The following is a 24,636-nucleotide window of genomic DNA, read 5'->3' on the forward strand; positions in this document are numbered from 1 at the left end:
ACAGTAACTTTACAGTAAATTCATTCGATGTTACGGCAACATCAAACCACCGATGCAATCATGAACTTTTGCAATGAATCACAAATGGAAGATGCCAAATTTTCTTGCAATGCAAGACCCAGGTCACCTTGTAAACTGAATTGCTCAGAAAGCGCCACATGGCAAGAAGGCTCATCCACCAACCGAATGAATGCCTTGATGTTTTCTGCGTCCATCTGAATGCTGCCTTCCAACCGCTGGTTCACGCCGCCCACAGAATCCTCGATCGGCACCAGCTCGGGCCTGGCCACAACAACGTCGCCAAACGTTTTGTAAAGCCGATGCATCAGCTCCTCGTGAAGTCCCTGCACAAAGATGACCCCACGGCCATGGAACGAAATGCATTTAAAGGGCAGCACCGCAAGCTGCGAGAGCTTGCGCATGGATGCCGCCACAACATCGGGGCGCTCAAAGGTTGGCATGTAGCTCCCCACGGGAATACAAATCCTGATTTTTGCGCCCCGCCCTTCCTTGGCGTAATACATCTTGAGCTTGTGACGCAACCGCCCCACCTGGACCCGCACAATCGGATCTTCACAGGTGTAGTACTTGGCCGGATCGCGATTGAACACTGCAATGCCAATCGCATGTTCAGTCGTTTCATGAACAGCACCCGTCACTGCCTTTTCCACCAAGAACCGCAACAAACGACTCAGCCGCGGAGATTGGCAAAAAAGCTCACTGGAGAGAATCAAATCGCATGCAGACCAAATGCCACAAGACGACGATGATTCCGAATCAATGGCACCATTCATTTTGCCTTGCATGACCATGAAGCCCCCAAAAGTGACATCAGATCAAAAAATACACATACACAAAAACCAACTGCATCAAACAAAACAAAACACAAACTAATTAAAACCAGCAAAATGATGCCACACCACACTCAGAAATGGCGTCAAAAATCAAATTGGCAATATTTCTAACGCCGGGTTAGTTTTTCTAACCTCGCGCCACGATAGCAGCCTCGACTCATAGCATGCACGCCCACCCTTGCTTCTGCAGTTCAGCGACAGCACCCCATGAGTCCGATCACCCCCGTTGCGCCACATTCGCCCACCACCGCCAGCACATCGTCTGGGTTTGAACAGCTGGTCATCAAAGACCTGCGGCAAATCAGGTCCGCGTTGGAGCAATCCGCCTTCGATCAAACACCCCTGCTCCAGACCTCTTTGCTGCGCTCACTCCTGCACCTGACATGGGATGTTTTTTGTTTGACTGCCGCCGTGTGGGCGGTCATTCAGTACGGTGCGTGGGCCGTGGCACCGTCACTGCTGATCTTGGGCAACAGGCAGCGCGCATTGGGTAACGTGCTTCACGACTTGAGTCACCGCAATGTGAGTCGTCGCGCCGAAGTGAACGACCTCATCGCACGTGGTTTGGTCGCGCCGTTGCTGTTCGCCGATTTTGATCACTACCGCAAAGCCCATTTGGCACACCACATGCATCTCGGGCACCCCCAGAACGACCCCGATTTCATGCCTTCCGCAGGCGCCGACCGATCCTGCTGGCGTGAAACCTTTGTGGCCAATTTGTTCAACCCCCAACTGTGGTTTGGCACCCTCGCGGGTGACTTTGCCAAACCCCTGCGCGGCTTCAGGCGGCTGTACATGGCTCTTTGGTGGCTCGGGCTGCTGACCTGCATCGGTGCAGCAGGTGGGTGGTACGCAGCCGCCGCCTTCCTGGCTCTGTGGTTGACGGCCAGAGCCAGTGTGTTCTTTCTGATCACCCTTTTTCGCGAAATGTGCGATCACTTTGGACGAGAGCCTGGTGGGATTTTCCAGTTTTCACGAGACATCACGGCCGGAGGTGTCCTGGGTTGGCTGATCCACCCCAAGAACAACGGGTATCACCTGACGCACCACCTGCTGCCAACCGTCCCCTACTATCACCTGCCCGCCGCCCACCAAATCTTGCTGAAACTGCCCCAGTTTCAGCAACAGGCACGCGTGTGCAGCAGCTACCTGCGGGGACCCCAAGCCGTTGTGCACGCCTGACCATGGACCCAACCGCAGTGAACCCCTCGTCCCCACCCCGGTTGAGCGCATGGCAAGTGGCCACGTTGCTGGTATCAGCCAGCTACGGCATCGGTTTTCTGTTTGGCAGCGGTGAAGTGGCCCTGGCGTGGGGCATGGCCGGCAGCCTGTATGCCATGGTCACCGCACTGGGCATTGCATGGCTTGCGTTCACCGCCCCCGCACTGTGGCGCAAGGGCATGCAGATTTGGCAGGTGCTGGGCGCAGCGTACGGAGCCAAGGTCAGCACGTTGGTGGCCATGCTGTCGGTGGTGTGGATGAGTGGCGTCTTGGCCGCCCAAATCCACGGTGGAGTGGCCGTGGTCACGCTGATGGGTTTGCCCACACTCCCCGCATATGCCCTGATGCTGAGCCTGATATTTGTGGCGTCCAGGCTGGCCCTGGCACACGCCGCAAGAGTCTTTGCCATGTGCCTTGCCGCCAGCAGCCTGCTGCTGCTGTATGCCCTGCTATCGGTCGATGGCCTGCCGGTGCTGATGCGGGCCCTGCCCTTGTTTGCCAGCGATTTGCCACGCGTGCCCGGCGTGAGGCTGTGGGCCGTTTTCTTGGCCATCGCCCCGCTGGTGGTCACCGGTGCAGACTACCAGCAGTTTGTGATGGAGGCCAAAAGTTCGCGTGCCGCGGTGGCAGGTTGTTTGATGGCGGCCGGTTTTTTGTTCTTGTTTGGCTTTGTCCCCGCTGCGGTGGTGGTGGCGTATCAGAACAGCCCTGGGGCAATGCAGCCGAACGTGGGCAACCAGATCATGCCATTCATCATGTCGGGCGTTGCCCAAAAGCTGGCCGCCGGGTACGGGTGGGTGGTCTTGGCGGTCTTGCTGACCGCTGCATTGGGCTCGGCAGCCGCCATCGTTCGGGCCATGACCTCTGCAATGCAAAGTGCCTTGGGCCGCGAACGCCCATCGGTTGCCATCCACCTGTCCATGGTGCTGCTGGGCGGGATGATCGCCTCGCGGGGACAAGCGATTGTGGACACCATGGTGGCTTTGAACATGGTGTACCTGGGCGCAATCGGCGTGGTGTTTGTGGCCCTGTTCACCCCGTGGCACATCCCGCCCCGGTGCGCATGGTGGGCCATGCAGGCGGGTTGGACAGCATCCACCGTGGCTTACCTGTTCGGTTGGGCCGGGCTCACCGCCTGGGATGCCGATGTGTTGTCGCTCGTGGCCGGCGTGCTGGCCTCCCTCGTGACCCTCTTGGGGTACACCGCCGCCAACGGGCTCAGTGCAATGGGCTCAAGGCCCGGTGTGCGTGTGCCGTGATGATCTGCGTCATGGCCTGGGCCAGGGGAAGTTCCATCTTCCAATGGTGCCAATACAGGGGCACGGTGACCTTGCATCCAGGGGTGAGTTCCTCCAACTGTCCACTGGCCAGCAAAGGTGACACATTCAACTCAGCCGCCATGGCATAACCCAGCCCTGCTGAAATGCCATTCAGCAAGATGGAAGCCGACGGGAAGTGATGGCGGGGATACTGCACCCCCTTGACCCCAAACAGCAGGGCCAAGTACTGATCGTGCAACGCGTCCTTGCGGTCAAACAGCAAGGCCGGTGCATTCAGCACCGCCGCCAGCGACACGCCTTTCGGAAAGTGCTTCTGCTTGAACGCCGGGGTGGCCACACACACATAGTGCATGGCCCCCAGGGGCACCGACTCAAACCCTTGGACCGCACCAGGCGCACTGGACACACACCCCACCACATCGCCCTTGGTCAATCGCGCAAAGGTGTGGTCCTGGTCGTCGGCGATGATTTCGAGGGCAATGTTCAACCGCCCCAACAGTTGCACCACCAACGGGGCAAACCAAGTGGCCAACGAATCGGCATTCACGGCAATGGCCATGGGCACTGGCGTCCGATCACGCTGTGCAGGCAACAGGGCACACAGGGTGTCGTCCTCCATGGCCCGCAATGTCCTGACGTGACGCAGCAGGATTTCCCCTTTTTGGGTGGCCACCACGGGCTTGTTGCGGGTCACCAGCAGGGTGGACATGGCCTCTTCCAGGGCTTTGACGCGCTGCGACACCGCCCCGCGTGTCACATGCAACGCTTGGGCCGCCCGCTCAAAGCTGCCGTGCTGCACCACGGCAAAAAAGGCCTCCAGTTGGGCGCGATCAAACATGGCGTTCAAGCGGCGTTGCGCAACGCCTCGATGCGTTCTTCAATGGGCGGGTGGGTGGAAAACAGTTTGCCCAACCCACCGGTGATGCCCATGGCCGCCATGTTCTGCGGCAGGACGCCCGGCTCCAGCCCACCCAGGCGGGCCAGGGCGTTGATCATGGGCTGTTTGCGCCCCATCAGCTCGGCGGCACCAGCGTCGGCGCGGAACTCGCGCTGGCGACTGAACCAGGCCACCACCATGCCCGCCAGGAAGCCCAGCACCAGTTCCAGCACAAAGCTGGTGATCATGTAGCCAATGCCGGGGCCGTGGCTTTCCTCGTCGTTGCGGCGCAGGAAACTGTCCACCGCGTAGCCGATCACGCGGCTGAGGAACACCACAAAGGTGTTCATCACGCCCTGGATGAGGGTCATGGTGACCATGTCACCGTTGGCCACGTGGGCCACCTCGTGGCCAATGACGGCCTCCACCTCTTCGCGGGTCATGCCCCGCAGCAAGCCGGTCGACACGGCCACCAGCGCAGCGTTTTTGTTGGCCCCGGTGGCAAACGCATTGGGTTCGCCTTCGTAAACGCCGACCTCGGGCATGCCAATACCCGCCTTCTGGGCAAAACCCTGCACGGTGCTGACGATCCAGGCCTCGTCGGCGTTGCGGGGCTGGTTGATGATTTCCAAGCCCGGGGTGGACCACTTGGCAATCTGCTTGCTCATCAGCAGCGAAATGGTGGCGCCACCAAAGCCCATGATGAGCGAAAACACGGCCAGCGCCCCCAGGTTGAGCCCGTTGGCCGTGAGGTAGCGATCCACCCCCAGCAGGCGGGTCGTGACCAGCAGCACGGCCATCACCGCAAAGTTGGTGAGCACGAACAAGAGGATGCGTTTCATGGACAGGACTCCATCAAGGTTGAACAGACCAGGGCGATCATATGAGGCCGAGACCGCTGGACTTCAACCGGCCGCCAAGCCCCTTCACCCCACCACGGTAACCCTGCGCCGGGCCACGCCCCTCAAACGGACGAACGCCGGGGCCGGAACACCTGGGTGTCGGCATAAAAGTCAGGGGCCTGGTTGGCAGGCCACCACCCCGGCACGCCCAACACCGGCAAGGGGGTGAAAGGCTTCTGGCGCAAGTGGTCAGCGGTCAAGCGCTCGGCCAGGGCAGCATCCAGATTAACTTCATTATTAATAGCAAACTGTTCAATCAGAACATGCGCAGTGATGCTTTTTCTTGGGTATACCAGTTGCTCCATCAGGGCATGCCCGAACAGCACCAGCCGGGCCTGTGCCCAAAGCGGGCGCAGTGTCACAAACAGCTGCACCCAATCTCGGGCCAACAGGGCATCCCACAGGGCGGCAGGGGCCAGCAGCACTGCGCCGTTTTCATCGAACAGGGTGGCTGCGTCGCGCACGGGGCCACGCACGGCCCCCACACCATTAGCAGAAATTTCCGCACGATGCAAGCGGTTCAACGCCGCTTTTGACTGAGGAAATGTCTGCCAAACCAAGCCATTGAACAGGTCGTGCAGGTTGTCCCGGGTGGGCACCTGCCCCGTCTCGCTGATGAAACGTTCGTAGGCTTCGCCGTCGGGCAATGCGGTCTGAGGCACAAAACGCACAGGAGCCGGGTCATTGCGCCACGCGGCATTGAGGGCGTCAGCCACCCCCACGCCACGCAGCACTGCATCGTCAACGGTCAGGCCCGCAGGGGCCATGTCGGTCAGCCAGGGGCGGTTCCAATCCAGCGCCGCCCAGGGCCCGACCGTCCCATCCACAGGCAGCGGTGACACGGCATGCAAACACATGGGCGCGCTCCCGGGCGGATCAGGCCAATTTCCAGTTCAAGACCTCGCCGCCACCCAGCGGTTTGACCACCCCTTCGCCAAATGGATAGCTTTCGGGCGGCGTCCAGGTTTCACGCCGCAGGGTGATGGTGCCGGTGTTGCGCGGCAGACCGTAAAAGGCAGGACCGTTGAAGCTGGCAAAGGCTTCCAGCTTGTCCAGGGCACCAGCACGGTCAAAAGCTTCGGCGTACAGCTCCATGGCGGCGTGGGCGGTGTAACACCCCGCGCAGCCGCTGGCGTGCTCTTTCAAGTGGGCCGGATGGGGGGCGCTGTCGGTGCCCAGGAAAAAGCGGGCACTGCCGCTGGTGGCCGCCTGCACCAGGGCCTGGCGGTGGGTTTCGCGCTTGAGCACCGGCAGGCAGTAGTAGTGGGGCCGCACGCCGCCGGTGAAGATGGCGTTGCGGTTGTACAGCAGGTGGTGGGCGGTCAGGGTGGCCGCGGTGTGGGGGCCGCTGGCGGACTCGTCGGCCACGTACTGGGCGGCTTCTTGGGTGGTGATGTGCTCGAACACGATCTTCAACCCGGGAAAGTCGCGGCGCAGCGGGATGAGCTGCTGGTCGATGAACACGGCCTCGCGGTCAAACAGGTCGATGTCGGGGCTGGTGACTTCGCCGTGCACCAGCAACAGCAGGCCGGCGCGTTGCATGGCCTCCAGGGTCTTGTCGGTCTTGCGGATGTCGGTCACACCCGCGTCACTGTTGGTGGTGGCCCCGGCGGGGTAGAGCTTGCAGGCGACCACCCCGGCGTCCTTGGCCCGGGCGATTTCGTCGGGCGGCAGGTTGTCGGTCAGGTACAGCGTCATCAAGGGTTCAAAGTCCACGCCCGCGGGCACCGCGGCGCGGATGCGGTCGCGGTAAGCCACCGCTTGTGCGGCCGTGGTGACCGGGGGCCGGAGGTTGGGCATGACAATGGCCCGGCCAAACTGGGCAGCGGTGTGTGGCACCACGCTGGCCAGTGCGGCTCCGTCGCGCACGTGCAGGTGCCAATCGTCGGGGCGGGTGAGGGTGATGGATTGGGGGGCTGGGGCGTTCATGCCCTGATTGTCCCAAACCCGGCGCCCCATCAGGGCGCAGAGGGCCGCATCAGAACGGCACCTGGTCGGTGGGGTATTTCCAGAAGTCGCGCAACAGGTAGTTGATGGGCAGGTTCAACGCGCGGCCACTGGGCGGGATGGGCTTTTCAAACCAATGCTGGTAGATCTTGAAGGCCTCGCCACTGGTGATGAGGCGGCGCATTTCATCGTCCACCATCTTCTTGAAATCGAGGTCGTCCTTGGACAGCATGATGGCCAGCGGTTCGGTGGTGAGGTAACGCCCGACCACCTTGGCCTGGCTGGGGTCGGGCAAGGCCGCCACCAAGCCGAACAGCAGCACATCGTCCATCACAAAGGCGTCAGCCTCGCCTTTCAACACCATGTCCACACCTTGCGAGTGGTTGGCCGATTCGACGATTTTCAGGTTCAGGCCTCGTTCGGCGTTGAGGCGACGCATCGCGTCCAGCGGGGTGGTGCTTTTGGTGGACACCACGGTTTTGAGTGCCAGCGAATCCACCCGGTCCACCTTGCTGTCGGCCTTGACGAGCATGCGAGCGCCCGTGATGTAGTGGGGGATGGTGAACGCCACCTTTTCACGCCGGGCGGCATTGTTGGTGGTGGAGCCACATTCCAGGTCCGCCTGACCTTTCTGGATGAACTCCAACCGGTTGGCCGAAGTGACCAGGGCGTAGGTCACGTTCAACTTGTCGAGCTTGAGCTGCTTTTGCACCGCCAGCGCGATGCGCTGACACAACTCGACGGCATACCCCACAGGCTTGCCATCCGGCAACACGTAGGAGAACGGCACCGACGTGTCGCGATGGGCAATGACCAGGCGCCCATCCTGCCGGATCCGGTCGAGCACCGGACCGCCCCAGGCACTGCCTGCGCAAGCCAAGGTCACCCACAACGCCGTCAAACCCTTGTTCCAACGATTCATGATGCTTGTGACCCTTTTTGCCGAGAAAAATCAGGACCGAACGGGCCGTATGGAGCGCTCCAGCGCTTCCCAAAAGCGCTGGGCCGCGCCCTTGGGTTTGCTGCCATTCTGAGGCCGTTCGCGGTAAATGCGAACATCCAATACAAGATCCATGCCATCTCCAGCGCGAACCAGCTTGCCCGACTCCAGATCCCGCCGAACCGCGGACAAAGGCAGGAAGGCCACCCCATGTCCCTCACGGGCCATGGCCTTGAGCCCCTCGGCCATGTCGGTTTCATACACCCGCTCCAGGTGCACAGTGGCCTTGGTTTGCTTGATGGCCGCCTCCACCACACGCCCCAGGTAGGCGCCGGGGGCATACGCCAGGTAGGGCACCGGGTGGTTGGCCAAACCAGGCAAGGGGAACAAGGGCTGCCCCTGCTCATTGGCCTTCACACAGGGAGCCAACACCTCGGTGCCCAGGGGCAGCATCTCGTAACGATCGGCGTCGAGCCGGATGGGTTGCAGCGCATGGTGAAAGGCAATCAGCAAATCGGCATGCCCTTCCACCAACCGCAGCACGGCATCGTGCACATTGAGCGCCGTGAGGCGGGTCTTGATCGGCCCGCAACTCTCCCGCAAGCCAGACAGCCATGTTGGGAAAAAGGTGAACGCCAGCGAGTGCGGCACCGCAAACTCGATGGTGTCATCCGCCACCGCGCTGTGCGCCCGCAACATCGCCCGCGTGGACTGCAGGGCCTGCAGTATTTCCAGCGATTGCTCGTACAGGGTCTGACCCGCAGGCGTCAACCGCGTGGGGTAGGAGGACCGATCCACCAAATCGGTCCCCGCCCATGCTTCCAACGATTGGATGCGGCGCGAAAAAGCAGGCTGGGTCACATGACGCAACTGCGCCGACCGACTGAAGCTGCGGGTTTCAGCCAGACTCACAAAGTCCTCAAGCCATTTGGTTTCCATGACACTCCCAACTTTCAATGAACGGAAAAGGGGCAAATTTCCCGTGCACATGCACGGATTGCATGATTAAACGATTGTTCACACTTTGTAACAATAGTTACACCCCATCAACTCCGCGGCCCGCCGCCTTCCTCCATGAACATCCCTTGGAACCGTTGGGCCTATGCCCTGTTTGGTGCGTTCGTGCTGACCATGGCGTGGCGCACACACAACGACACCACCGTGGCCGTGGTGCTCAGTTCGCTGCTGATGTTTGCCACCTGCTGGGCCAATGCAGGTCATCTGCTGGGCATGCGCCGGGCCAGCCTGCTGGTGCTTTTGGGCACCAGCATGGGCTGGTTTGCCGAACAAATGGGTACCACCCGCGGTTGGTTCTTTGGCCAGTACACCTACACCGATGTGCTGGGTTGGACGTTGGGCTCGGTGCCCGCGGTCATTCCGCTGATGTGGTTCTCGCTGGTCTACTGCGGCTACGTGCTGGCCTGCCTGATCGTTTGGCGCACCCCAGCCGTCACGCCCCAAAGTCTGCGGGGCAGGCTGTTTTTGGTGTTCCTCACGGCCATGCTGGTGACGGCGTTCGACCTGGGAGCCGACCCCTATTTCGTCTACACCCTCAAGGCGTGGATCATGGCCAAGACCGATGGCGGATGGTTCGGCGAAACCCTGCAGGGCTTTGCGGGCTGGATGACGGTGTCCATGGCCATCGGTGTGGTGTTCCAGTGGCTCACCCACCGCCGCCCGGTGCAGCCCAACCCCGAGTACACACCCGGCCAGGCCCTGCTGCCGCTGGGCATTTATGGGGGGTTCATGGTGTTCCAGGCCTTGCTGGGCAACCCCATCGAAACCCGGGTCATCGCCTTGTTTGCCATGGGGTTGCCGTTGATCGCCGCCCTGGTGGGCTGGCAGCACTGGAAACAGGTGTGGGCGCAGCCCAAGGTGCCCAGCCCGGTGTCCGACGCCCGCCTGGCCCACATGCGCTACGTGACCGATCCACTGGCCGACGACACGGTGAGCGCCATTGCCGGGCAGGGCGACGCGGCCCAAACCCTGGCACGCATCGAACAAGTCAACAAGCAGTTCAGTCAATGGACCACCAACCAGAGCCTGAACGACTGGAACCCCAGCCCGGAGGCACTGGACCCCGCCATCACCCAGGCCGTGAAACAGTACCTGGCCCAAGGGCAGGTGCTGCCCAGCTGGGCCGATGCGGACAAGATCGGACGGGCCGAGGCCCTGTTTGTGGACAACGGGGTGTTGTCGTGCACCCTGCTGTTCTGCGCCAGCCTGCCGCAGTGTTATGTGCTGCCTGACCTGTCCACCGTGCTGCACCTGTCCGGGCAATTGGAAAAACACACCGAACACCGCATCCGCATGACGGCAGCCATGATCTTCCCGGTCATGTTCAGCGGCGGCTTGACCCAGCCGGAGGGCAGTGGCGTCACCCAAACCCTGAAGGTGAGGCTGATCCACGCCATGATTCGCCACCTGATCCTGCGCCAAAGCCCCGAAGCGGCCATGCAGGCGCTGGGCAATCAGTTGCACGTCCCGGGGGCCGGGCAAGTCCATCCGCTGGGCACGACCGATCCCACCGCCAGCCTGCACCAGGCCTTGTGGGCGCATGGGTGGAACCTGGGACAGGACGGCCTGCCCTGCAACCAGGAAGAGCAGGCCTACACGCTGCTGACCTTCTCCTACGTGTATCTGCAAGGCCTGCGCACCCTGGGACTTGGGCTGTGCGCAGCCGACGAAGAGGCCTACCTGCACACCTGGAACGTGGTGGGACACGTTCTGGGCATCCACGACGACCTGATGGCCCACACCATGGACGACGCACAAGCCCTGTTCGTGCAACTGCAGGCCCGGGGCTTTCTGCCCACACCCGCACCCGACCCCCGCCCCGCACTCGGACAAGCCCTGATGCAGGCCATGGAACGGGCCATCCCCCTTAAACTGCTCAGGTGCGTGCCCCCTCAGCTCACGCGCTACCTCTGCGGTGACGCCTCCGCCCAATGCATTGGCGTGACCCGCAGTTCATCCAACTGGATTCAACGCTTCTTCTTTTGCGCGGGCATGCTGACGATTCGGATCATCGACGGTGTGGTGGGATTCTTCATCCCGGGCTTCTCACTCTCCCGCATGCTCACCCGGGTGCTGGGCTACCACACCATCACCACCCTGCTGATGGACCAGACCCGTCCCCTGCGCCTGCCTGACCATCTGCTCAACCAGATGCACCAAACCGTGGACGGCTGGTCCGACGATCCCAAAGCCCCCCACTGGCTCAACGGTGTGGAAGACCTCCTGACGCGGCAGGGCTCATGGCGCCCTCGACAGACGCCTTGACCCCGTGACGCATCCCCTGTCACCCGTCCCCTTGTCAGTGCTGGCCCCCATTTGGCGCTGGGTCTTGGGGCTTTGCGTGTGGCTGGTGTTGGGCGGACTCGTGGCCGCCCATGCCCAGCCTGCGCTGGAGCTGAACGCGGACATCCAACGCGCAGAGGCATGGCCAGCAGTGCAAATCCTGACAGAGGGCCCCAACCGCCTGGCGATTTCGGAGGTGATGGCATCTCGAGACGCTTTTTCCACGCCCACCACCGCCTACGCCACCCTGGGCCTGAGCCAGGGCCCGGTGTGGGTGCATGTGCCCATCCACGTTCAGCCAGGGGCTGGCGGGCTGTGGATCGTTGACGTCAACTACCCGGTGCTGAACTCGGTGGAGTTCTTCCTGGTTCACCAGGGACAGGTGCTCCAGCACCGAGCGCAAGGCAACATGGCGCCATTTGAGCAGCGGCGCATTCCCACCCCTTCACATGCGTTTGACGTGGAATTGCCCGACGGCGACCGCGTGGACGTGTACCTGCGGGTGTCCCACAACGGGGCGCTGATCCTTCCGATCTCTTTTCAACGCCCGCGGGTGTTTCACCAACTGGTGCAAGGTGAACAAATGCTGCAAGGGCTGTTGACCGGCCTGGCCTTGTGCCTGCTGGTCTACAGCCTGGGACAGTGGTTGATCCTGAAGGACCTGCTGTATGGCAAATACGCGCTGCTGATCACGGGCAGTCTGCTGTTTTCGCTGCTGCACTTTGGCATTGGGGCCCAGTACGTGTGGGGCAAGGTGCCCTGGGTGGAAACCCACATGTCCGGCCTGTCCGCCATGATCGCGTCCACCGGGTCGTTCCTGTTCAACGAACACGCCATGCGCGGGCCGGAACTCAAGCCCTGGCTGGGCCGACTCATGAAGTGGGGTGCCGCCTTCACTGCCTGCACCGGCCTGGCCTTTGCGCTGGACCTCATCACCATCCAGACCGTCACCGCCATCACCAGCACCGTCGGACTGGCCCCGGCACTGTTGGCGGCGCCGTCGGCGCTCACCCGGGCCCGCCGCGGTGACCCCATGGGCGGCTGGTTCTTTGTGGCCTGGATCAGCCATTTTGTGGCCGCGGCCATCCTGGTCGAAGTGATCAAGGGCCGCATCGGCGTGAACCCCTGGACCATGCACTCCTACCAGATCGGGGCCACGGTGGACATGCTGATCTTCCTGCGCATGCTGGGTCTGCGCACCCAGGCCTTGCACAACGCCATGCGCCACGCCTCGCTGGAGCAGGAAACCCTGCGCTCGCTGGCCCACACCGACCCGCTGACCTCCCTGCTCAACCGCCGAGGGCTGCATGCGGGCATGGGGGCGGTGGTGCACTCGGCCAAGCCCGACAACCTGGTGGCGGTGTTCATGCTGGACCTGGATGGGTTCAAACCCATCAACGACCAACACGGCCACGACGTGGGGGACACCCTGTTGGTGGCCGTGGCTGCCCGACTCAAAGGCCTGGTGCGCAACAGCGATGTGGTGGCCCGCCTGGGTGGCGATGAATTCGTGGTGCTGTTCACCAACCTGCCCAATGCCCTTCAAGCGGCCGACATGGGCGACAAACTGCTGCAGGCGTTCTCAGAACCCTTTGTGCTGCCCAACGGCGCGATCTGCCACGTGGGCCTGACCGCGGGTTATGCCGTGGCCCCCGAAGACGGGCTGGACGCCCACACCTTGCTGCGCCAGGCCGACGAAGCCATGTACGCCGGCAAGAGCGGCGGCAAACACTGTGTGAGGCGTTATGGGGCGACCGCCAACGCTTCAGTGCCGGAGACGAACTGATCCGGCGACGGGACGGCCGTCTCGTCCGTGGACGCATCGGCACTTTGCTGCAACGCCCACATGCGGGCATACACCCCACCCAGCGCCAGCAGATCGGCATGGGTGCCTCGCTCCACAATGGTTCCGTGTTCCAGCACCAGGATCTCGTGCGCGTCCACCACGGTGGACAGGCGGTGGGCAATGACCAGCGTGGTCTTGTTGGCCGCGGCCGTTTTCAGTTCGGCCTGGATGGCGCGTTCGTTGGCTGAATCCAATGCACTGGTGGCCTCGTCGAAGATGACGATGGGCGGGTTCTTCAGCAGGGTGCGCGCAATGGCCACCCGCTGCTTTTCACCACCCGACAGCTTCAGCCCCCGCTCGCCCACCGGCGTGGCATAGCCCTGCGGCAGGCTGACGATGAAGTCGTGGATGCGGGCGGCCCTGGCCGCAGCCTCCACCTCCTCGCGGGTGGCGTCCGGCCGACCGTAGCGGATGTTGTATTCGATGGTGTCGTTGAACAGCACCGTGTCCTGCGGCACGATGCCAATGGCCGCGCGCACACTGGCCTGGGTGACATGGCGCACGTCCTGCCCGGCGATTTCGATGCGCCCGCCTTCAGCAGGGTTGCCGACGTCGTAGAAGCGGTACATCAGCCGCGCCAGCGTGGACTTGCCCGACCCCGACGGCCCCACCACCGCCACCGTCTGCCCGGGCGGAATCTCGAAGCCGATGCCATGCAAGATCTCTCGGTCCGGGTGGTACCCAAAGCGCACGTTGACAAAACGCACCGAAGGTTGCGGCCCATTTTTATGAACTAAAAGTGGCCCTGACGCTTTCTCATCGGACACTTCACGCTCTCTTTCCAATAGCGTGAACATCTTGTCCAAGTCGGTCAGGCTTTGCTTGATCTCGCGGTACAGCACGCCCAGAAAGCCCAGCGGGATGTAGAGCTGGATCATGAAGGCGTTGATCATCACCAAGTCGCCCAGCGTCATCTGTCCCAGCGCCACCGCGTGGGTGGCCCGCCAGAGCATGGCCACCAAGGCCCCGGCAATGATGAGCTGTTGCCCGGTGTTCAACAGGCTGAGGGTGCGCTGGCTTTTGATGCGGGCCTTGCGCAACTGGTCCAGGCTGGTGTCGTAGCGCTGGGCCTCAAAGGCTTCGTTGTTGAAGTACTTGACCGTTTCGTAGTTCAGCAGCGAATCGATGGCTTTGCTGTGCGACACCGAGTCCAGCTCGTTCATCTCGCGGCGGAACTGGGTGCGCCACTCGGTCACCACCACCGTGAAGGCCACGTAGCCCACCAACGCCGCCAGGGTGATCCACACATAACCCGCATCGAACCGGGTGCCCAGCAACGTGAGCACCATCACCACCTCGATGAGCGTGGGAAAGATGCTGTAGAGCGAATACGAAATGAGCGACTGCACACCGCGCGTGCCGCGCTCGATGTCGCGCGTCATGCCGCCCGTCTGGCGCTCCAGGTGAAAACGCAGGCTCAACGCATGCAGGTGCTCGAACACCTGCAGGGCAATGCGGCGGGTGGCCCCCTCGGTGGCCTTGGCAAACACCAGCTCGCGCAATTCGGTGAACAGGCTGGTGGAAAACCGCAGCGCCCCGTAGGCCAGCAACAGCCCCAGCGGCACGATGAGCACCTCGGGCACCGGCGGCGACCCCAGCAGCGAGCGCCCGCCCGCCTGCGGCGTCATGGCATCCACCAACTGCTTGAGCAGCAGGGGCACGCCCACGTTGGCCCCTTTGGCCGCCACCATGAAACCCAGTGCCAGCATGACCCGCCACTTGTACGCCCACAGGTACGGAAACAGGCGCTGGAGGGTGGTCCAGTCCGAACGCGCCACCTTGCCCCCCGAAGCGGAGGCAGGAGGGACATCGGCGGGGGAAACGGAGGCGTGGCGGCGCATGGCGGACAATCAAAGCAGTTTTTTCACCAATTGTGCTCTGCCATGAATGCCCCCCTGCCCAGTTCGCCCGCCACCCGTGCTGACGCCGCGCCCCGAAACGCCCCCGCCGTGCCCTTGCCCACGGACAAGGAACTGGTGCTGAAGGTCATTCCCATGCCCGCCGACTGCAACGCCAATGGCGACATTTTTGGCGGCTGGGTCATGGCGCAGGTGGACCTGGCGGGGTCGGTGCTGCCCGCACGCCATGTGCAGGGCCGCATGGCCACGGTGGCGGTCAACCAATTCATCTTCAAGCAGCCCGTGCGCGTGGGCGACATCCTGAGCTTTTTCAGCAAGGTGGGCCGAATCGGCAACACCTCCATCACCGTGGAGGTGGAGGTGTTTGCAGAACGCTTCCGCGACCAAGGCCGGTTTGTCAAAGTGACCGAGGCGTCGTTGACCTACGTGGCCATTGACGAACAAGGCCGTCCGCGCCCCATTCCCCGCGAAGGGGATCAGCCAGCCTGACCCTTGCGCCCTGCTGGCCCCGCGCGGTCAGCGAGGCTGGAGGGACACGGGGCCAAACACCGCCCGCGTGTGGCCACGGGTGTTGTCGGCATCGCTCATCAAGGCCAGGCCCAGGATGGGACCGGGCTCTTCGTCGAACGCCCGGCGGTAGTCGGCGTGCACGTCCCGCGTGTGGTGCACCCAGCGGCGCAGATGGGCCGGGCCTTGCTCCACCACCAAATACCGGATGCGGTCGGTCCGTGGGTCTCGAATGACCGTGCCCACCGGGTGCTCGTCCCCTGCGGCCCACACGTACACCAGCGAGGCATAGGGCAAGGCATCACCCGTGACCAGCAAGGTCAGCTCGGACATCATCCCGAAACGCGCCGACAGCGCAGAACGGTCCCCATCAAACGCCACGGCCAGTTGTACCGGGGCATCGCTGGCTTGGGTGTCGGACAGGTCCGCCCCCTCCACCAGGTCTTGCACCCACCAGGAAAAGTGAACCGTTGACGGCGTTGTGACCGGCGTTTGAAAGCGTGTGCGCAGCAGGCTGAGGGAGGCATCCGTCTGCACCGCCATGCCGGGTGCGCCGTCTTGAATCACCGACTCAAAAGGTTGCCAGCGCTTGCCCAACACCGGGCTGGGCTTCCAGCCGGGAAACAGTTGCTCCAGCGTCGGTGCGCCGGCACCTTGCAAGGTGGCCGGGCTTTGGCAAGCGCTCAGCAACCCCAGGGTCATGCCCATGACCCACCACCGGGCCCAGGCCCGCGTGCTCCAAAAAGTCGATCTCATGTGTGTGTCCGTGACGCTGGCGGGCTCACCGGCCCTGAGCCAAGCCGCGCGATGATACGCAGCCCCGGCGACCGCCACGTGACACCCTGGGGCGATCAAGCCCCGGTGAGCGACGCCGCCACCGCCCGCCGGAACGGGGCAAAACGCTGCCCCAGGCGCAACGCAGCCTGGCGAATGGCCCGGGCGGGCGTGGTTTCGTGGGTGTACAGACGGGTGATCCACTGGGTGGCCATGTAGGTGGGCCGACTGGCCAGCCAATGGGCACGCTCGTAGGCGGCCAGCACCGCCGGATCGGCCAAGGCCCGCCCTTGGCGCTGCCCGCGCTGCAAGGCCTGCGTGAGCGCCTCCACGCTGCGCAGCCCCAAATTGAAGCCATGGGCCGTGACCGGGTGCATGCCACAGGCCGCATCGCCCACACAGGCCAGGCGAGCGCCCACCAGCCGCTTGGGGTAGACGGCCACCAGCGGGTACACATGCCGGGTGCTGACCAGGGTCATGCCCCCCAGCCGTTGGGCAAACCGACGCTGCATGTCGGCGTTGAAGTCGGCTTCTGTCAGGTTCTGCACCTGCTGCATCTCGCTGCTGGGCAGCGTCAACACCACCGACGACCGGTGCCGCCCGGTGTCCGGGCAATCGTTCATGGGCAGCAGAGCCAGGGTCTGCCCGTAGTCAAACCACTCCCAGGCGGCATGGTGGTGAGGCTCGTCATGCGCCATGTTGCACACCAGCATGCTGCGCCCAAAGTCGTGCATGTCAGCCGCCAGCCCCAGGGCACGGCGGGTGCTGGAGTGTCGGCTGTCGGCGGCCACCAGCAACTCGGTGGTGAGCACACGACCATCGTCCAGCGTGACGCAGGCCCGGTCGGGCAGCACCTGCACGGCTTGCACGGCATGCCCGGCAATCAAGGTGCAGGACGAGGGGCTGCCTGAACCCTCAACCATCGGGGCGACGGTCTCAAACAGCGCGCGCCGGATCAGGTGATTGGCCACCAAAAACCCCAGCTCGGAGGGTGTTGCCCCACCCTGGCCCGCGGGGGCGTCTTCATGGCTGATGACCATGGCAAACGGATCGGCCCCATCCATGACGCGGGCGTCGCGCAGCGGGGAAATGTCCTGGGCAGGGATGCGCTCCCAGGCGCCCAGGGCCTTGAGCACCTTCACGCTGTGCTGGGTGAGGGCGATCTCCCGTCCGTCAAACAGGGGCTCCACCAAGGTGCTCAAGGGCGATTGCTCCACCAACGCCACGTTCAAGCCCAAAGGTTTGACGCTTTGGGCCAACGCCAGCCCGGCAGGGCCTGCCCCCACGATGAGCAGATCGAAGTGAGCGGAAGAAGCAGTGGATGAGGTGGCGGCCGACATGGCCGGGCAGCTTAGCCGCCGTCCGCTGCTGCCGCGTTGACCCAGGTCAACGCCCCCGCCAGCGGCAAGCCCATGGGTTCAGGACACGATGTAGGCCGCGCTGCCGCAAGACAACAGCTTGCCGTCGGCCCCCAGGAACTCCATGCGCGTGCTGGCCACGCGGGAGCCCAGGCGCATGACCTCGGCCCGCATGTCGAACACCTCGCCAATGCCGGGGCGCAGGTAGTCGATGCGCAGGTCAATGGTGCCCAGCTTGGCAAAGCGTTGCAGGCGCTGGGCCACGGGTTCGTCCATGTGACGCGCACCAATCGCCGCCATGACCGCCAGCCCGCCCAGGGCGTCCAGGCTGGCGCTGATCACCCCGCCGTGGATGCGGTTGTAGGCAAAGTGCCCCACCAACTCAGGGCGCATCTGGATGCGCCCCATCACCTGCTCGGGCAGGATGGACACGATCTTCATGCCCAGCATCTGGTTGAACACGATGCGGGTTTCGAAAATGTCGGTCAGCGCGGCGGTGAACTCAGGCTCGAACACCACCGGCTCGGTGGCCACGGCAGAACGCGATTTGGGCATGGCGGGTGGGGGGATGGGTTCAGAACTTGGAAAAGTCGGGGCGGCGCTTTTCCAGGAAGGCGCTGAACGCTTCCTTGGCCGCGGGCTCGCGCAGCATGCGCCCGAACACCTCGGCCTCGGTGCGGATTTGCTGGGCCACCAGGGCGGCCTGGCCTTGTTTCATCAGGCGCTTGGACTCGATGAGGCTGCTGGACGACTTGGCGGCCAGCCTGGCGGCCACGGCCTGCGCCAGGTTGTTCGCCTCGGACGGTGGCACCACGCGGTTGACCAGCCCCACCTCCAAAGCGGCCTCGGCCAGGAAGGGCTCCCCCAGCAGCAAGGCTTCGGCCGCACGGTGGTAGCCCAGCATCTGCGGCACCAGCAGGCTGGAAGCCGCCTCCGGGCACAGCCCCAGGTTCACAAACGGCATGGAGAACGCGGCGTTGTCGCCCGCGTACACCAGGTCGCAATGGAACAGCAGGGTGGTGCCAATGCCCACGGCAGGGCCACACACCGCCGCCACCACCGGCTTGGAAAAGCCGCTGATGGCCCGCAGGAAACGGAACACCGGGGCGTCTTCATCGGCCCGCGGGTTGTGGAGGAAGTCGGCCAGGTCGTTGCCTGCGCTGAACACCGTTTCGTGCCCCTGGAACACCACCACGCGCACGGCGGCGTCGGTGGCGGCGGCCTCCAGGCCATCGGCCAGGGCGGCGTACATGTCGCGGGTGATGGAGTTCTTCTTGTCCAGGCGGTTGAACGTGAAGGTGGCAATGCCGTTTTCGGTGTGGATGAGGATGTCTGACATGGATGGAATCTGACCCAAAAAGTGGCGTGCAAATTACCATGAAACCCCCCGTCCGCGTTGAGGGGCCAACTCCAGGGCTGCACCGTGGGCGACAGCAGGCAGAATCGCGCGGTCGCCCGCTGCCACTGCGCCCATGCTCCAAAACCTTCGCTTTGCCGCCCGTCGCTTGTTGATCGGCCCCATCTTGCTGGCCGCTGCCACCGGGTGCACGGCCCTCTGGGCCGCCGATGCGGCCCCTGCTGTGGCTGCAATGCTGAAGCCCACCCCCAGCCCATCGAGCGCCAAGCCTCGCCGACCCGTGGTGGGGTTGGTGTTGTCCGGCGGTGGTGCCCGCGGGTTTGCCCATGTGGGGGTGTTGCGCGCCCTGGAAGAAGCCCATGTGCCCGTGGACCTGGTGGTGGGCACCTCCATGGGGGCCATCGTGGGTGGCCTGTACGCCAGCGGCATGTCACCGCAGGCGCTGCAAGCCGAGTTGCTGTCCATCCCCTGGAACACGCTTTTCGAGCGCCGGGCCCCGCGCCCCACCCTGCCCCAGCACCGCAAGGAGGACGACTTCAACCTGCTGCCCATTGTGGAACTGGGGTTTCGAGATGGGGAATTCCGCGTGCCCACGGGGGCCGTGTCCACCCGCTCGCTGGAATGGCTGCTGCGCCACTTCACGCTGCACACCCGCAAGTTGACCCACTTTGACGCCCTGTCCATTCCTTTCCGCGCGGTGGCCACCGACATGGAAACGGGTGAACCCGTGGTGCTGGACCGTGGAGACCTGGCCGCCGCACTGCGGGCCAGCATGTCGGTGCCCGGCGTGTTCTCGCCGCTGGAAATGGACGGGCGCATCCTGGGCGATGGGGGTCTGGTCAACAACCTGCCGGTGGATGTGGCCCGCGCCATGGGGGCGGACGTGGTGATTGCGGTCAACATCGGCACCCCCCTGGCGGGGCGGGAAACGCTCAACGACGTGCTGGGGGTGAGCCAGCAGATGATCAACATCCTCACCGAGCAGAACGTGCAACGCAGCATCGCCCTGCTCACCGTCAACGACTTGCTGCTGTCGCCTTCGCTGGGCAAGCACAGTTCCGCCGATTTCGACCGTGCGGAAGACATCTCGCGCATCGGGCTGGACTATGGCCAATCGGTGGGCGAAGCCCTGGCCCGTTTTGCCGTCTCGCCCGACGACTACGCCCAATGGCAACTGGGTCGGCAGGCCCACACCGAGCCCCTGCCCGGTGCCTTGGCCTACGTGCGGTTTGAGGGCGTGACACCCCAACAAGCCGCCCAGCTGAACAAGCTGGTGGACACCCAGGCGGGGCAGCCGCTGGACCCCGCCAAACTCAACGGCGACCTGGAACAACTCTCGGCCAGCGGTGACTACGACCAGGTGGACTACCGGCTGGTGCCCGACCCCCACACCCTGCAAGACGGCCTGGTGTTCGAACTCAAGGAGAACGATTGGGGCCCCAACTACCTGCGCGCGGGGCTGGACCTGCACACCAACTTCCGTGGCGACTCGGCCTTCAACCTGCGTCTGGCCCACAGCCGCCATTGGCTCACCGAATCGGGCACCGAATGGCGCAACCAGCTGGGCATTGGGGCCAACACCGAAGCCCGCACCGAGCTGTACCACCCCTGGGGCGGTGACCACGACCGCTACCTGTCGGTTCACGCCACCGCCCGCAGCCAACGCGTGGAACTGTTTGCCCTCGATGGCACGCAACTCGCGCTGTACAACCGCAACACCCATGCCTTGGGCATCGACCACGGGTGGTCGCTGGGTCGTGGGGGTCGCCTTGGCAGTGCGCTCATTGGCCTGTTCGCCAACCGCCGCACCATTGACTCGGTGCTGATCAGCACCCATGCAGCCAGTCAAGTGACCGCGCCTGAAACCAACGCCGCCGACCGCTGGACCGAATCCGGGTTGCGGTTTCGCCTGGTCACCGACCAGCTGGACCAGACCAGTTTCCCCCGCGAAGGCCACCGCATGGTGGCCGATGCTGAATTGGGCCATCGACGCTCCGATGGAACCCGCAAGGGTTTCCACCGGCTGGAATGGACGGGCAACTGGGTGCACAGCTGGAGACACCACACACTCAACAGCCACGCCCGCGTGGCCCGCGCGTCCGACATTCCGGCAGGGGCCATGGACGAGTATTCGTTGGGCGGCTTCCAGCAGCTTTCAGGCTTCAAACCTGGACAGGTGGCGGGCAACTACCTGGGGTTGGTGCGCCTGGGGTACTACCAGCGCCTGGACATCGACCCCGGCATCGCCCGGGGGTTCTACGCCGGGGGCTCCATGGAGTGGGGCAATGCGTGGCGTGACACCAGCGAGATCCGCTGGGGTGGCCTGAAAAAAGCCTACAGCCTGTATGTGGCGGCTGACACGGGGCTGGGGCCCGTGTACCTGGCCTTGGTCAAAGGCCAGGGCCAGTCGCCGGGCGTCTATCTGTTCCTGGGGCGGCCCTGAACGCGGGGGCCGCGGCAAGCGGCCTTCAGCGGAACTTGGACTGGGGAACGGTCTTCAACTCGCCGTCGATGCTGGCCAGGTAGTTGGCCAGCTGCTTCAGCTCAGCCAGCTTGAACTGCTTGGCCACGCCACCCATGATGGGGTTGCCACGGCCGATGACGTTGTTGCCCTCCACCGTGTACGACTTGAGGGCCACGTACAGGTAGTCGCCATGCTGGCCACCAATCTTGGGATAGCTGGGGTCGATGGGCTTGCTGAAGTTGGCCCCGTGGCAGGACACGCAGGCACCTTTTTCCAGCAAGGCCGCCACAGCCGCGGGGGCCGCCTTGGAGGGTGCTTCACCCACGGTGACATTGCCCGCATGACCGCTGTAAAACGCAGCCAGATCGGCCATGTCCTGCTCGGTCAGCGAACCGGCCATGCCCCGCATGGTGGGGTGCTTGCGGTCACCCTTTTTATAGGCCTGCAAAGCTGACATGATGTAGCCTGCCTGCTGACCGGAAATCATGGGGATCTTGTGAACCTCGGGAAACGCGTTCTGGTAACCCGGAATGCCGTGGCAGCCAATGCACATGGCCGCCTTCGACTCCCCCGCCTTGACATCGCCCGTGACCCCTTGTGCCTGAGCGCCGGCAACCGTGAAAAGAAGCGTCGCAGTGGCGACAAAAGCGGTGATCGGCGAGGGCAGCTTCTTGGTCATGTTGGCATCACAATGAAGGTTGATTGATAAAAATCAACGACCGATTATATAGACTGGGTTATCAGCGTTTTCCCTCATTCCTGGCCCTTTTCCGCCTCCTCCCAACCCCCTTCAGCCCATGAAATTCCAAGGTTCCGAGCAGTACGTCGCCACCGCCGATCTCAAACTCGCGGTCAACGCAGCCATTGCGCTCCAGCGCCCCTTGCTGGTCAAGGGTGAACCCGGCACCGGCAAGACCATGCTGGCCGAAGAAGTGGCCCAGGCCCTGGGCATGCCGCTGCTGCAATGGCACATCAAGTCCACCACCAAGGCGCAGCAGGGCCTGTACGAATACGACGCCGTGAGCCGCCTGCGCGACAGCCAGTTGGGCGACGAGAAGGTGAAGGACATCCAGAACTACATCGTCAAGGGCGTGCTGTGGCAAGCCTTCACCGCCGAGCAGCCGGTGGCGCTGCTGATCGACGAAATCGACAAGGCCGACATCGAGTTCCCCAACGACCTGCTGCGCGAACTCGACCGCATGGAGTTCTACTGCTACGAAACCCGCGAGCTGGTCCGCGCCAGACACCGCCCGCTGGTGTTCATCACCTCCAACAACGAGAAAGAGCTGCCCGACGCCTTCTTGCGCCGCTGCTTCTTCCACTACATCAAGTTCCCCGACGCAGCCACCATGCAGCAGATCGTGGACGTGCACTTCCCCGGGCTGAAGAAAGAGCTGCTGACCGCGGCCATGAAGACTTTCTTCGACATCCGCAACCTGCCCGGCCTGAAGAAGAAACCCTCCACCTCCGAGTTGCTGGACTGGCTCAAGCTGCTGATGGCCGAAGACATCCCCCTGGAAGCCCTGCAAAGCGCCGACCAGAAAGTGGCCGTGCCGCCGCTGGTGGGCGCGCTGCTGAAGAACGAGCAGGACATCACCCTGTTCGAAAAACTGGTGTTCATGAACCAACGGAACCGTTGAGGGCTGCGCCATGGACCCGCAAATGAACCGCCTGCTCAAGCAGGGCCTGTCCGACGCCGTGGGCTTTGTCGGCGGTGCCCTGGCCGGCTACTGGCTGGCCTTGGGCATGGGCTGGGAACTGTTCTCCGAAGGCTACGACAGCGCCAGCATCATGGGCATCCTGGCCGTGGGCCTGGGCGGCGGCGCGGGTCTGCACGCCGCGCGCCTGTGGCAAAAGATCAACCTTCCCCCTGACGACAAGAAGTGAGCCCACCATGGCCTTTGTAGAACCTGTCACCCTCAGCGCCCATGGCGTCACCCTGCGCCCCCTCACCCTGGACGACGAAGCCGGCCTGAAAGCCGCCGCCGCCGACGGCGAGCTGTGGAACCTGCGCATCACGTCGGTGCCCGAACCCGAGCACACCCGCAAATACATCGAAGACGCGCTGGCCATGCGCGACGCCGGAAACCGCTTTGCCTTTGCCGTGACCGACACCGCCACTGGCGAGGTGCTGGGCTGCACCAGCTACCACGACATCGTGCCCGCCCTCAAGCGTGTAGAAATCGGCTGGACCTGGTATGCCAAGCGCGTGCAGCGCACCCACGTCAACACCACCGCCAAGCTGCTGCTGCTGACCCACGCCTTCGAGACCCTGGGCTGCCATGTGGTGGGCTGGCGCACCGACAACTTCAACTTTGCGTCCCAACGTGCCATCGAACGCCTGGGTGCCAAGAAGGACGGCGTGATCCGCGGCCACGCCCTGCGCCGCGACGGCACCATCCGCGACACGGTGATGTACAGCATGCGCAGCGGGGAGTGGCCGGAAGCCAAGGCACAGTTGCTCTATTTATTGAAGCAAAAAGGCACCATGGAATAAGCGGTAGAGCACATTTTTACCAACATTATCCATGGACCCCACCCTTCAAGCCACACTGGGCACACTGCTGCGCTACCAAGCGTGGGCTGATGCGGACCTCATGGCCCTGCTGTGCCAGCCCACCCATGCGCTGGACGACGCCGCCCGCGCCGTTCATCACCAGGCCCTGCGGCTGATGAACCACATCCACGTGGTGGACCGCATCTTCATCGCCCACCTCAGCGGCCAGCCCCATTCCTACACCGCCACCAACACGCCGGACACCCCCAGCCCCGAACAACTGTCGTGGGACCTGGCCGATGCCAACGCCTGGCTGCTGGCCCACGCCAGCCACACCACGCCCGACAGCCTGAACGAGCACGTGACCTTCACCTTCACCGACGGCGACACCGGGCGCATGACCCGCCTGGAAATGCTGCTGCACCTGCACGCCCACGGCACCTACCACCGGGGACAGGTCAGCCAGATGCTCAAAGGCATTGGCTGGGTGCCACCCCGCGAACTGCTGACGCGCATGCTGCATGCGCAGGAGCCGGGGCGCAGGGCGGTAGCGTGATGGACCCAGATGGGCTCACCGCGTCTCAGGCACCGCCCCTTGCACCGCATCCAACACTGAAGTCAACCCAACACCCATCTGAAGCAACCCACCGCAC

Annotated in this window: 23 protein-coding genes; 10 read left to right on the top strand and 13 right to left on the bottom strand. The window is 63.6% G+C overall.

Annotated elements, in window-relative coordinates:
* Positions 1–41 precede the first annotated feature (41 nt).
* Positions 42–812, bottom strand: a complete 771-nt coding sequence (locus ACYVB7_RS07800; RefSeq protein ID WP_460506174.1) for a hypothetical protein — start codon at positions 810–812, stop codon at positions 42–44.
* A 249-nt stretch (positions 813–1,061) separates the two neighbouring features.
* Between ACYVB7_RS07800 and ACYVB7_RS07805 the strand changes: the two genes are divergently transcribed.
* On the top strand, positions 1,062–2,036 hold the full coding sequence (locus tag ACYVB7_RS07805; protein ID WP_460506175.1) for a fatty acid desaturase family protein: 975 nt from the start codon (positions 1,062–1,064) through the stop codon (positions 2,034–2,036).
* A 2-nt stretch (positions 2,037–2,038) separates the two neighbouring features.
* Complete coding sequence (locus ACYVB7_RS07810) at positions 2,039–3,334, top strand: SLC5/6 family protein (protein ID WP_460506176.1); 1,296 nt, start codon at positions 2,039–2,041, stop codon at positions 3,332–3,334.
* Here the strand turns inward: ACYVB7_RS07810 and argP are convergent.
* The 6 genes from argP to ACYVB7_RS07840 all read right to left on the bottom strand — a co-directional run bounded on the left by argP (position 3,294) and on the right by ACYVB7_RS07840 (position 8,960).
* The gene (gene argP / locus ACYVB7_RS07815) at positions 3,294–4,193 is read right to left on the bottom strand and encodes an HTH-type transcriptional regulator ArgP (protein ID WP_460506177.1); all 900 of its coding nucleotides are present in this window, start codon (positions 4,191–4,193) and stop codon (positions 3,294–3,296) included. The two genes, ACYVB7_RS07810 and argP, sit on opposite strands and share 41 nt — an antisense overlap.
* 5 nt (positions 4,194–4,198) lie before the next feature.
* Positions 4,199–5,074, bottom strand: coding sequence for a heat shock protein HtpX (htpX, locus tag ACYVB7_RS07820; protein ID WP_460506179.1), 876 nt, complete (start codon positions 5,072–5,074; stop codon positions 4,199–4,201).
* Between the two features lie 122 nt (positions 5,075–5,196).
* A complete protein-coding gene (locus ACYVB7_RS07825) occupies positions 5,197–5,991 on the bottom strand; it encodes a DUF3025 domain-containing protein (protein ID WP_460506180.1) in 795 nt (264 codons plus the stop codon).
* A gap of 19 nt (positions 5,992–6,010) precedes the next feature.
* Entirely contained in the window at positions 6,011–7,063 is a 1,053-nt protein-coding gene (gene pyrC, locus ACYVB7_RS07830; RefSeq protein ID WP_460506181.1) for a dihydroorotase, read from the bottom strand.
* 49 nt (positions 7,064–7,112) lie between these two features.
* Complete coding sequence (locus ACYVB7_RS07835; protein WP_460506182.1) at positions 7,113–8,003, bottom strand: amino acid ABC transporter substrate-binding protein; 891 nt, start codon at positions 8,001–8,003, stop codon at positions 7,113–7,115.
* Positions 8,004–8,033: 30 nt separating this feature from the next.
* On the bottom strand, positions 8,034–8,960 hold the full coding sequence (locus tag ACYVB7_RS07840) for a LysR substrate-binding domain-containing protein (RefSeq protein WP_460506183.1): 927 nt from the start codon (positions 8,958–8,960) through the stop codon (positions 8,034–8,036).
* A gap of 135 nt (positions 8,961–9,095) precedes the next feature.
* Between ACYVB7_RS07840 and ACYVB7_RS07845 the strand changes: the two genes are divergently transcribed.
* Together ACYVB7_RS07845 and ACYVB7_RS07850 are read left to right on the top strand one after the other, a co-directional pair.
* Positions 9,096–11,303: a carotenoid biosynthesis protein gene (locus ACYVB7_RS07845; RefSeq protein WP_460506184.1), complete on the top strand. Its 2,208-nt coding sequence runs from the start codon at positions 9,096–9,098 to the stop codon at positions 11,301–11,303.
* Positions 11,304–11,340: 37 nt separating this feature from the next.
* Positions 11,341–13,107, top strand: coding sequence for a diguanylate cyclase domain-containing protein (locus ACYVB7_RS07850; RefSeq protein WP_460506185.1), 1,767 nt, complete (start codon positions 11,341–11,343; stop codon positions 13,105–13,107).
* Here the strand turns inward: ACYVB7_RS07850 and ACYVB7_RS07855 are convergent.
* Complete coding sequence (locus ACYVB7_RS07855) at positions 13,065–15,008, bottom strand: ABCB family ABC transporter ATP-binding protein/permease (RefSeq protein WP_460506186.1); 1,944 nt, start codon at positions 15,006–15,008, stop codon at positions 13,065–13,067. The genes ACYVB7_RS07850 and ACYVB7_RS07855 overlap by 43 nt on opposite strands.
* 42 nt (positions 15,009–15,050) lie before the next feature.
* Between ACYVB7_RS07855 and ACYVB7_RS07860 the strand changes: the two genes are divergently transcribed.
* A complete protein-coding gene (locus ACYVB7_RS07860) occupies positions 15,051–15,515 on the top strand; it encodes an acyl-CoA thioesterase (protein WP_460506187.1) in 465 nt (154 codons plus the stop codon).
* Between the two features lie 27 nt (positions 15,516–15,542).
* Here ACYVB7_RS07860 and ACYVB7_RS07865 read toward each other — a convergent pair whose 3' ends face one another.
* From ACYVB7_RS07865 to ACYVB7_RS07880, 4 genes are all read right to left on the bottom strand, one after another.
* The gene (locus ACYVB7_RS07865) at positions 15,543–16,289 is read right to left on the bottom strand and encodes a DUF3047 domain-containing protein (RefSeq protein WP_460506188.1); all 747 of its coding nucleotides are present in this window, start codon (positions 16,287–16,289) and stop codon (positions 15,543–15,545) included.
* A 95-nt stretch (positions 16,290–16,384) separates the two neighbouring features.
* Positions 16,385–17,647 (bottom strand): UbiH/UbiF/VisC/COQ6 family ubiquinone biosynthesis hydroxylase, encoded by a 1,263-nt coding sequence (gene ubiM, locus ACYVB7_RS07870; RefSeq protein ID WP_460506189.1) that lies wholly within the window; start codon positions 17,645–17,647, stop codon positions 16,385–16,387.
* Positions 17,648–17,725: 78 nt separating this feature from the next.
* Positions 17,726–18,220, bottom strand: a complete 495-nt coding sequence (locus tag ACYVB7_RS07875; RefSeq protein WP_460506191.1) for a thioesterase family protein — start codon at positions 18,218–18,220, stop codon at positions 17,726–17,728.
* A gap of 19 nt (positions 18,221–18,239) precedes the next feature.
* On the bottom strand, positions 18,240–19,004 hold the full coding sequence (locus ACYVB7_RS07880; protein WP_460506192.1) for an enoyl-CoA hydratase: 765 nt from the start codon (positions 19,002–19,004) through the stop codon (positions 18,240–18,242).
* A 133-nt stretch (positions 19,005–19,137) separates the two neighbouring features.
* On the opposite strand from ACYVB7_RS07880, the gene ACYVB7_RS07885 reads away from it, so the two are divergent.
* Complete coding sequence (locus ACYVB7_RS07885) at positions 19,138–21,465, top strand: patatin-like phospholipase family protein (protein WP_460506193.1); 2,328 nt, start codon at positions 19,138–19,140, stop codon at positions 21,463–21,465.
* Between the two features lie 25 nt (positions 21,466–21,490).
* On the opposite strand, the gene ACYVB7_RS07890 is transcribed toward ACYVB7_RS07885, so the two are convergent.
* Positions 21,491–22,165, bottom strand: coding sequence for a c-type cytochrome (locus ACYVB7_RS07890; protein WP_460506194.1), 675 nt, complete (start codon positions 22,163–22,165; stop codon positions 21,491–21,493).
* A 118-nt stretch (positions 22,166–22,283) separates the two neighbouring features.
* Here ACYVB7_RS07890 and ACYVB7_RS07895 point away from each other — a divergent pair, with 118 nt between their 5' ends.
* From ACYVB7_RS07895 to ACYVB7_RS07910, 4 genes are read left to right on the top strand one after another with little or no spacing between them, the layout of a single operon-like run.
* Positions 22,284–23,126 (top strand): AAA family ATPase, encoded by an 843-nt coding sequence (locus ACYVB7_RS07895; protein WP_460506195.1) that lies wholly within the window; start codon positions 22,284–22,286, stop codon positions 23,124–23,126.
* Between the two features lie 10 nt (positions 23,127–23,136).
* Entirely contained in the window at positions 23,137–23,373 is a 237-nt protein-coding gene (locus ACYVB7_RS07900; protein ID WP_460506196.1) for a hypothetical protein, read from the top strand.
* 7 nt (positions 23,374–23,380) lie between these two features.
* A complete protein-coding gene (locus ACYVB7_RS07905) occupies positions 23,381–23,983 on the top strand; it encodes a GNAT family N-acetyltransferase (RefSeq protein WP_460506197.1) in 603 nt (200 codons plus the stop codon).
* Between the two features lie 31 nt (positions 23,984–24,014).
* Entirely contained in the window at positions 24,015–24,539 is a 525-nt protein-coding gene (locus ACYVB7_RS07910; protein WP_460506198.1) for a DinB family protein, read from the top strand.
* Positions 24,540–24,636 lie beyond the last annotated feature (97 nt).

Source organism: Hydrogenophaga soli, assembly GCF_054777695.1.